A 7,239-nucleotide genomic window follows, 5' to 3' on the forward strand; every position below is an offset into this window, starting at 1 on the left:
GTTGAACAATTCAATTTTTGTCTTACTCATACTCCCAACTCCTCTAGCTGTTCGAGTGGCACCTCTTCGTGCCTGTTGTTTCCTAGCCTAATCAGTGCAGCTACATAGGCACCTTTACGTTTCAGACAGTTAACTGAATACAGGTGTCGCTTATATCTCACTACCGTTCCTTTTTTAATCATTCAGGCACCTCTTTCTTACTGATTATTTTTGCCAACTCAGATTCCAATGTGTCAATTGAGTTTTTAAGCTGCTCATCTGCTAAGGCATTAATCATTTCTGCTAGTTCTTCGTCACTGATTAGCCACTTAGGATATTCTTCCATTCCTTGCCTCCTCAATCTTCCTGTCAATCATCTTTCGCCAGTATCCACGCTCGTGCCTGCGTACCTCAGTTGGCACTATTTCAATCACTGTTCCTGTTACGATATATTCCATGTTTACCCCCTGTGGTCTGCAATACGACTAAATGAAATTGAATTGCCTGCCCCAGCCTTCTTTAGCCTGCTCAAAAATCTATCTCCGTACTTTTGGGCTAATTCATCCCCAGTTAAATTGGTGGTTAATATCATTGAGCTATCTTCGCCATATTGCATAATGTCGTCTATTATTGCTAAGGTGAACTCTGATTCTCTCTCAGCTCCTAGATCATCAATGATTAACAAATCTGCATGTTTTAACTGGTTCATAGATTCATCTACCTGTTTTCGTACGTCAGGTAAGTTCATGCCTTTCTTGGTATCATTTATTAAAGCTGGAAAGCTAAAGAACAGAACCTTTTTACCGTAGTCAGTTTGCCTTTGAATTTCGTACATCATTGCTGTTGCTAAATGCGTCTTCCCTCTTCCAGTTGCGCCAACCATTAAACAATGTGTTGGTTCTTGTGCCATTTTCTTTGCAACAAGTTTAGCTTTATCAAATGCAGATTTTTCATCTTTGGTTTTTGTTTCAAAATTAGAAAATGAATTATTGAACACCGAACCAGTTGAAAGAATTGAGTATTTGTTCATATATCCAATTGCTTTATTCTTTCTAGCTTCTAAAGTGAAGCCACTTTCTTGTTGTTCCCTTGTCTTTTGCTCTTGCTTAGATTCTTTGTATCCACACATTGGGCAAGCCCCACCTATCTTTTTGCCCGTGCTTCTGTTTAGTCTCTTTGGTCTTAGCATTTCATTGCCACAATCTGGACATTTACCACATTTTTCAAAAGTATTAATAGAGTAAATATCAATATCTAAAGTGCTGATCATCGGCTACCACAACCCTTCATCATATGCATTGGGATCATCAGACCCTTTGAAATAGCCATGTTTCTTCTTATTTTCTTTAGGGTTACCCCTATTTTTAAATTTATTTTCAAACTTTTTTGCCTGTTCAACAGTTTTTATTTGACCATTAATATAATTTTCAAGTATAGTCCGCAGGTAATTAAAATTCGGTCTCTGTGCTTGCATACTCATAACTTCAATAGCATGTTTTACAAGTTCATCTCCCAAACTACTTACATAGTCAGCAAAAATTGGTTGAGTTAAACCTGTGAGTGTTGCTCCAGTGAGCTGATAAGCAGTAAAAGCATTGCTCTCTTCCTCTACTTCTTTATTAATACTTGTATTATTAATACTTGTATTATTCTCCTTCACGTCTACGTTAATACCCCCCTTAACGTCTGCATGAATACCCCCTTCAGTTCTACGTGAATAGGTATTAACGTCTGCATGAATAGGGTTAGCATTAGGAAAAAGCTTACGTTGCTTTATTTCTTTACCTTCACGAACCATTTCGACCTTTAAATACCCTAGTTCCTTAAGATGATTTATCCATTTCGATATAGTCGGAATTGGTCGATCATAAAGTTTTGAAAAGTACTTATTTGAAGCTGTGCAGTACCCATATTTATTTGATAATGCTGTTATTTCACTAAAGAGTACTTTCTCATCAGCAAATTTTTTAAGCCTTGGATCATATCTAACACTTGCCGTTAATATTGAAAAATAACTTGGTTGTTCTGCCATTTCTACACCTCTATTCCAAAATCAATTCCGCAGGAGTGATAAATCTGTTCAATTTACGCGTTGATTTGCAATATGCACATCGCTCACACCTAACTGGTTCTATATCTCCTGCTATCACTTGCTTAACGCGTTCAATGTGAGTTTCAATAAACTCCATTTGCTCTTCCATATCTTCATTAGGCATTTGAATTGCTTCTAGCTCTGTATCCTGTGTTTTGTCTACCGCAAAGATGTAACAGTTAAATGGTTTATGATATTTATGTTGCAATAGACGTTTATACACGCCCATTTGAAGCGCGTAGTTGTACTCTTCGATAAAAGATACCCAAGTTCTTTTTTGAACGCTCCAGTAGCGTTTATGAAGCTCTCGTGTGGTCTTAATATCACAGAAGTATCCCTTCTCAATGTTCAAAGAATCAATTCTCGCTTTCCACTGAGTATCAAATAGATTTCCTGTCAAAATCACTTCTTTTTCACAGTTATCCGAGTTGTAAAAATACTGAAATAATGCGTCTTGTTCTAATTTCTTAATCATTTTGTCGCCCAAAGTCGCATCGGCACGTTTGCTACCTTTTTGTGTAAAGAAAAATGCATGATGATCATCAATAAATTCTTGATATGCCTTATTTGATTCCATATAGCTGTGCACATAATTTCCAATCAAGAGAGCTTTGCTATCCACCTGTTCAGGTGGATGCTTCAACTGATCCAATGCAGCAGATTCACATTTAATAAAGTTCTTAAACATAGTTGCTGACATGTATTTCCAGTCCATTTCGTTGCTATAGTAGTTCTCCCTGTTTAGCCTCTTCACTTTCTTTATTGGTGCTTGCATCATCATCTTTTGCCCCCTCTTGTTGTGATTTGTTGAAATCAGCAATTAGACTGTCTGTAGTTTCGCTGGCAACTTCTTCTTCTGCTTCAATATCTAAATGTTCAGTAGGTTCCTGTTCATCATGTTTAAGAGCTTCCTGCATGTCGATTGATAATGGTCCCCACTTGCTTAGCATGTTTCTAATAACTGTTTTTAAAGCCATTGCATCAAAGTCTGTCTTCCATACTCCACTAGGTTCAGACTTCCCACTCATTTTCGAGAATCGTTGGCGATGTTGGTCTATTTGTTCTCTAGTCCAATAGACTGTTTTTTCAAATCCATTTACTAATCTAAAATATCCAACATAACCAATCACTTCATCAGATGTACGCTTAGTTGGGTCAAACTCAACTTCTTCGCTTAAGGGATTCCAACTAATCAATTCGCCTTCATGTACAACAACCGTATTCATAGCTTTGTACTGCCCCGTCCGTTGGGCTAACTGGATATAGCCCTTATATCCAATTTGAGCCTGTGCTTGTCCTTTGTATGGAACTAGCCACATATATCCTAAATTCTTGTCAATCGGTAGATTAAGTGTTGCTGCAACCATTGCAGATTGAATGACTGACATTTGATTAACACCTTGCAAAGCTCGGTCGTTGTTTACAATGTTTATGATTGAAGTAGCGAATTGGGTTGCCCTACCTTTTAGAGTTTCTGTAAGCATTTCTTTAATCTTGTCTTGTTTAACCAGTGTTTTAACTGGTATTCTCGCTAAATCATTTGTCATTAGTATTCCCTCTTTTCGAATGGTATATCTGACGTACATAAGATTTCCTCAAGGTCATCTTCTTTAAAGTTCTGAATAACTTCAGCAACATATCTCGCTAAATTAAAACGTGATACAACATCTGACTCTTCACCGCCAAGCTCAAAAATGTAGTAGGTATCTCCAATTTCAAGTGATGTTCCAAAAACATCTTTCCCAGGTATTTTCAATCCGTTTGGCATGATTTTTTTACTTGTCAATTGCATTTAAAGGCCCCCTCTATTATCTTTTGAAGTCAGGTTCTTAATGAATTTGATTATTTTTTGTTGCGTTGATTCTTCACTTTTATTAAACACAGTTACAAATTCATCGAATGTTTTACCAGTAACTCTATTTTCAGGATCAGTAGCAGAAAGTTGTGTCAAGATTGCAAACTCTTTGTCTGTTAATCTGTATTTAAGATAGCCGCCACCTGCTAAAATTGAGATAGACTGTCTCGAAACAAAACCAATAGTTTCATTTCCAAAACTGAAAGAAGGTAGTTCATCTTCTAATTTAAGTTTCAACTGACTACCAATGTTTCTTAAAGCTAGTTGTGCTTGTTCGTTATTCATATTTACGCTCCTTTGTGTTATACTTTCCGTAAGTGTTTTTTGTAAGGAGTCTATTCCAGGTAGACTCTTTTTTTATTTGACAAACCAGCTGACCAACACCGATAAACACAGCCCTAAAATTCCGAAAAGAAACATCCACCATGAAATTTTGAACAAAGCCTCTGATATCATTCCAATCATTTTCTGCCCTTCTTTCCTTCATCTAGTCCTGCAAAATATGCAAACACCGCAATCAACACAATTGCTATTGCATTCATCAATTCATCTCCAATCTTGCTAACACCCTAAATCTGTTTTGTGACTTCCACATTAGAAAGTCTTGAAGTATTTCTTCATCGATCCATACTTCCTTGTTTGAAGGTCTGATAATCGCATCTCTGTATTCAGATTCGAGTATCTCTTTTACAAATGCTTGATACTTAGTTTCTTTGTAGCCATATTTCTCTTTAAACTCTGCTTTTGATAACCACGCTCTTACCATATTTATCACTCCCTTATGTTTTCTTTGTTCACATCTTGAATTAGATCGTAAGGATTAATTCTTGCTTCTTGACAAGCTGCAAAAAATGATAGTGTTTCTGTTGATATTTCACATGCAAATTTTCTTAGATACTTGTGTGTCACTTCGTGCTGCTGCCTTGTTCTTTCCTCATATCTAATTCTGAAAATCCTGTAGGTTTCATCATCTAATTTCTGCCTATCAAGTTCCTCATCATCACGTAAATCGCGAATTAAAAATGTATTTTCGGGGTAACTTAAATCCTTAGTAGTACGTTCAAGCAATGTCCCAAAATATTCCGTTGCAGCACGTGTACCAAACTTTGCGTCATGTAATACGTCTTGCATCTCTGATGCCTTTAAAACTGACATCTTTCGATAGCCAGTTCGATAATTAGATACCGCTTGCTTTGACAACCTAATGCTTTCTGCAAAATCACTAGTAGTTATTCGCTTGGCTTTTAAAACCTTGTCTAAAGTTGTTGCTAAATTCATATAAAAAACTCCCTCTCTGAATGTGTTTAAAAAGCTGGTTAGGCTTTAGTTTGCGTACTGAGTGTATTTCTATACGCTAGCTTTGCGTGTAGAATAAAATTAGAAACTTGGTTAATTAAAAATGTTCAACTATCTCAATCCCATTAATGCTTGTTGTTCATCATTTAAATGTTCACAACACCATTCAAAATTTGAATCAAGAAATTCATCAAGCATTTCACACAGGACACTAAGTTCTTTTTGTAAGCTCTGATCTCTCTGCATAACCCTCTCTACTTCGTTCAGTTGTGCAGAAGCAATTTCTACGTATCCCAATGAATTGTTGTGCTTGACAGATCTAATAAGAAGTCTTTCTAACTCTCCAGTTTCTTTTAAATCGTCAAGCATAGCCTCGGTCACTATCATAATTTTGAAAAAATCAGTTTTGGATAACATGTCTATGCCTCCAATACTTTTTCACTGAAAAACTTGTTGATAAAGTATTTCTGACCCTTTCCAGTTACAAGTGGTGTATATCTTGTTTCCATTTCTCCTGAGTTATGAACAATTGGGTTAGGTTTTAATTCGAATAGTCCCATGTTCATTGATCTCTGAGTTGGATAGTTACGTGAGTGCCCATATCTTGAAATTAGATATCCATTCTCACGCAACCACTGGAATAATCTGTTTTGACCAATATTGACTCCTTTTTCTTTCAAAATAGTCGCAAGTGCTTTAACTGAAATACTATTAACCGAATTTTCAACGACTGCTCCTAAAATTGCATGAGGTTTCATCTTGTTGTTTTCCTGCTGCAATTTCTTATGTGCGTCTTGTTCATTTTTTAAAGCTGTCAAGATTTGAATCATGTTCTCAGGTTGAGCTAATGTTTCCTGCAATGTCTCAGGTGTCATGTATGCACCATGCTTGCGAATACTTGGCAAGACTTCACTTGTAACCCAATGTTTGAACTGCTTAGCGTTTGGCATTTTGCTAGAAAGAATTAAGCTATACAATCCTGACTCGTTAATAACGGTCAAACCTCTTGGAGATTCAAAAGTACCGTTTTGGTAGTTTTGCCTATCTTCTTCATCAACATGACGGTTAATATCTCGACTGCCATTTTGATATCCTAAAATTTCAGCTACATCTTTTCCTACAAAATATGGCTCATTCGAAATTTGTACTGTTCGAACCTTGTTGCCTTGAAAATTAAAATTTATTAATTGATTCATTCTGTTACCTCCTTTTTAAGATGTTGTCTGCATTTTTTGTTCCGTTTTAGTTAACCTTATGTCTAAAAAAATAGAATCTGGGGTTGTATTTAAAGCCCTAGCAATCGAAATAGCTGTATTGTAACTAACACCTCTTTTTCCGTTTTCGATTTGCCAATATCCCGGTTTACTAATATTTGCAAGGTCCGCTACATCTTTATAGCTAAGGTTTAATTCCTCTCGCCTTTGGCGGAGTTTAGTTCGTATCATAACATCACTTCCTTTCAAGTTAACCTTACGTTAATTATAATAGTTAACTATTTGTTAATTGTCAAGTGTTTTATTTCCTTTTTTGTTAATAATTCAAAAAATAATTGTATTAACCATAAGTTAATATTATTATTTCAAGTAAGCGAGGTGTTAATTAATGACTTTCGGAAGCAAATTAAGAGAACTCAGAAATAGTAAGAAAATGACGCAAGAAGAATTAGGAAAGATTTTGAATGTGTCAAAGGTTTCTATTTCTGGTTACGAAAATGATACAAGAGAGCCTGACAAGCAAGCTATTAAAAAACTAGCTGAACTATTTAATGTCTCAACAGATTATTTATTAGGGGTCGAAAAATCACAAGATGAAAAAGACTTAAAAAAATTTCTTGATGAAAATCTTGAAAAGGGCATGACTTATGCTAATGAGGAACTTACTGATGAAGACAAAGAAAAGCTTAAAATTGCACTTACTCAAATTTTTTGGAAACGTAACAAAGACAACAAATAAAGGTGTGTTGCTATGGGAATATATGAAAATAAGGCCATTGTCTTAGCAGAAAAATATGAAACAT

16 protein-coding genes are annotated in these 7,239 nt (G+C 35.7%); 1 reads left to right on the forward strand and 15 read right to left on the reverse strand.

Features of this window, described 5'->3' with window-relative positions; translation table 11 throughout:
• Positions 1 to 26 precede the first annotated feature (26 nt).
• From GSM_RS15020 to GSM_RS04950, 15 genes are all read right to left on the reverse strand, one after another.
• A complete protein-coding gene (locus tag GSM_RS15020; RefSeq protein WP_155820731.1) occupies positions 27 to 182 on the reverse strand; it encodes a hypothetical protein in 156 nt (51 codons plus the stop codon).
• Complete coding sequence (locus GSM_RS15025; protein ID WP_155807914.1) at positions 179 to 325, reverse strand: hypothetical protein; 147 nt, start codon at positions 323 to 325, stop codon at positions 179 to 181. Before GSM_RS15025 ends, GSM_RS15020 begins: the two co-directional genes overlap by 4 nt.
• Positions 309 to 437 (reverse strand): hypothetical protein, encoded by a 129-nt coding sequence (locus tag GSM_RS15515; protein WP_261974555.1) that lies wholly within the window; start codon positions 435 to 437, stop codon positions 309 to 311. Before GSM_RS15515 ends, GSM_RS15025 begins: the two co-directional genes overlap by 17 nt.
• Before the next feature lie 2 nt (positions 438 to 439).
• The gene (locus tag GSM_RS04890) at positions 440 to 1,249 is read right to left on the reverse strand and encodes an ATP-binding protein (RefSeq protein WP_003690564.1); all 810 of its coding nucleotides are present in this window, start codon (positions 1,247 to 1,249) and stop codon (positions 440 to 442) included.
• A gap of 3 nt (positions 1,250 to 1,252) precedes the next feature.
• Positions 1,253 to 2,011, reverse strand: coding sequence for a DnaD domain protein (locus GSM_RS04895; RefSeq protein ID WP_003690562.1), 759 nt, complete (start codon positions 2,009 to 2,011; stop codon positions 1,253 to 1,255).
• A 10-nt stretch (positions 2,012 to 2,021) separates the two neighbouring features.
• Positions 2,022 to 2,852: a PD-(D/E)XK nuclease-like domain-containing protein gene (locus GSM_RS04900; protein WP_235720346.1), complete on the reverse strand. Its 831-nt coding sequence runs from the start codon at positions 2,850 to 2,852 to the stop codon at positions 2,022 to 2,024.
• A complete protein-coding gene (locus GSM_RS04905; protein ID WP_003690559.1) occupies positions 2,794 to 3,618 on the reverse strand; it encodes a recombinase RecT in 825 nt (274 codons plus the stop codon). Before GSM_RS04905 ends, GSM_RS04900 begins: the two co-directional genes overlap by 59 nt.
• Positions 3,618 to 3,863, reverse strand: a complete 246-nt coding sequence (locus GSM_RS04910; RefSeq protein WP_003690557.1) for a hypothetical protein — start codon at positions 3,861 to 3,863, stop codon at positions 3,618 to 3,620. Before GSM_RS04910 ends, GSM_RS04905 begins: the two co-directional genes overlap by 1 nt.
• A complete protein-coding gene (locus tag GSM_RS04915; RefSeq protein WP_003690555.1) occupies positions 3,864 to 4,211 on the reverse strand; it encodes a hypothetical protein in 348 nt (115 codons plus the stop codon).
• Positions 4,204 to 4,413: a hypothetical protein gene (locus GSM_RS14685; RefSeq protein ID WP_003690554.1), complete on the reverse strand. Its 210-nt coding sequence runs from the start codon at positions 4,411 to 4,413 to the stop codon at positions 4,204 to 4,206. Before GSM_RS14685 ends, GSM_RS04915 begins: the two co-directional genes overlap by 8 nt.
• Before the next feature lie 54 nt (positions 4,414 to 4,467).
• Positions 4,468 to 4,692 carry a hypothetical protein gene (locus GSM_RS04930; protein ID WP_003690552.1) on the reverse strand — a complete coding sequence of 75 codons (225 nt, stop codon included), beginning with the start codon at positions 4,690 to 4,692 and terminating at the stop codon, positions 4,468 to 4,470.
• Positions 4,693 to 4,697: 5 nt separating this feature from the next.
• Positions 4,698 to 5,204: a helix-turn-helix transcriptional regulator gene (locus GSM_RS04935; protein ID WP_003690550.1), complete on the reverse strand. Its 507-nt coding sequence runs from the start codon at positions 5,202 to 5,204 to the stop codon at positions 4,698 to 4,700.
• Positions 5,205 to 5,333: 129 nt separating this feature from the next.
• On the reverse strand, positions 5,334 to 5,639 hold the full coding sequence (locus GSM_RS04940; protein WP_003690548.1) for a hypothetical protein: 306 nt from the start codon (positions 5,637 to 5,639) through the stop codon (positions 5,334 to 5,336).
• A gap of 2 nt (positions 5,640 to 5,641) precedes the next feature.
• Positions 5,642 to 6,418: a phage repressor protein/antirepressor Ant gene (locus GSM_RS04945; RefSeq protein WP_003690546.1), complete on the reverse strand. Its 777-nt coding sequence runs from the start codon at positions 6,416 to 6,418 to the stop codon at positions 5,642 to 5,644.
• A 15-nt stretch (positions 6,419 to 6,433) separates the two neighbouring features.
• Positions 6,434 to 6,667, reverse strand: coding sequence for a helix-turn-helix transcriptional regulator (locus GSM_RS04950; protein ID WP_003690545.1), 234 nt, complete (start codon positions 6,665 to 6,667; stop codon positions 6,434 to 6,436).
• 157 nt (positions 6,668 to 6,824) lie between these two features.
• Here GSM_RS04950 and GSM_RS04955 point away from each other — a divergent pair, with 157 nt between their 5' ends.
• On the forward strand, positions 6,825 to 7,175 hold the full coding sequence (locus GSM_RS04955; RefSeq protein ID WP_003690544.1) for a helix-turn-helix domain-containing protein: 351 nt from the start codon (positions 6,825 to 6,827) through the stop codon (positions 7,173 to 7,175).
• Positions 7,176 to 7,239: the final 64 nt, after the last annotated feature.

Source organism: Liquorilactobacillus mali KCTC 3596 = DSM 20444 (assembly GCF_000260415.1).
Taxonomy (GTDB): domain Bacteria; phylum Bacillota; class Bacilli; order Lactobacillales; family Lactobacillaceae; genus Liquorilactobacillus; species Liquorilactobacillus mali.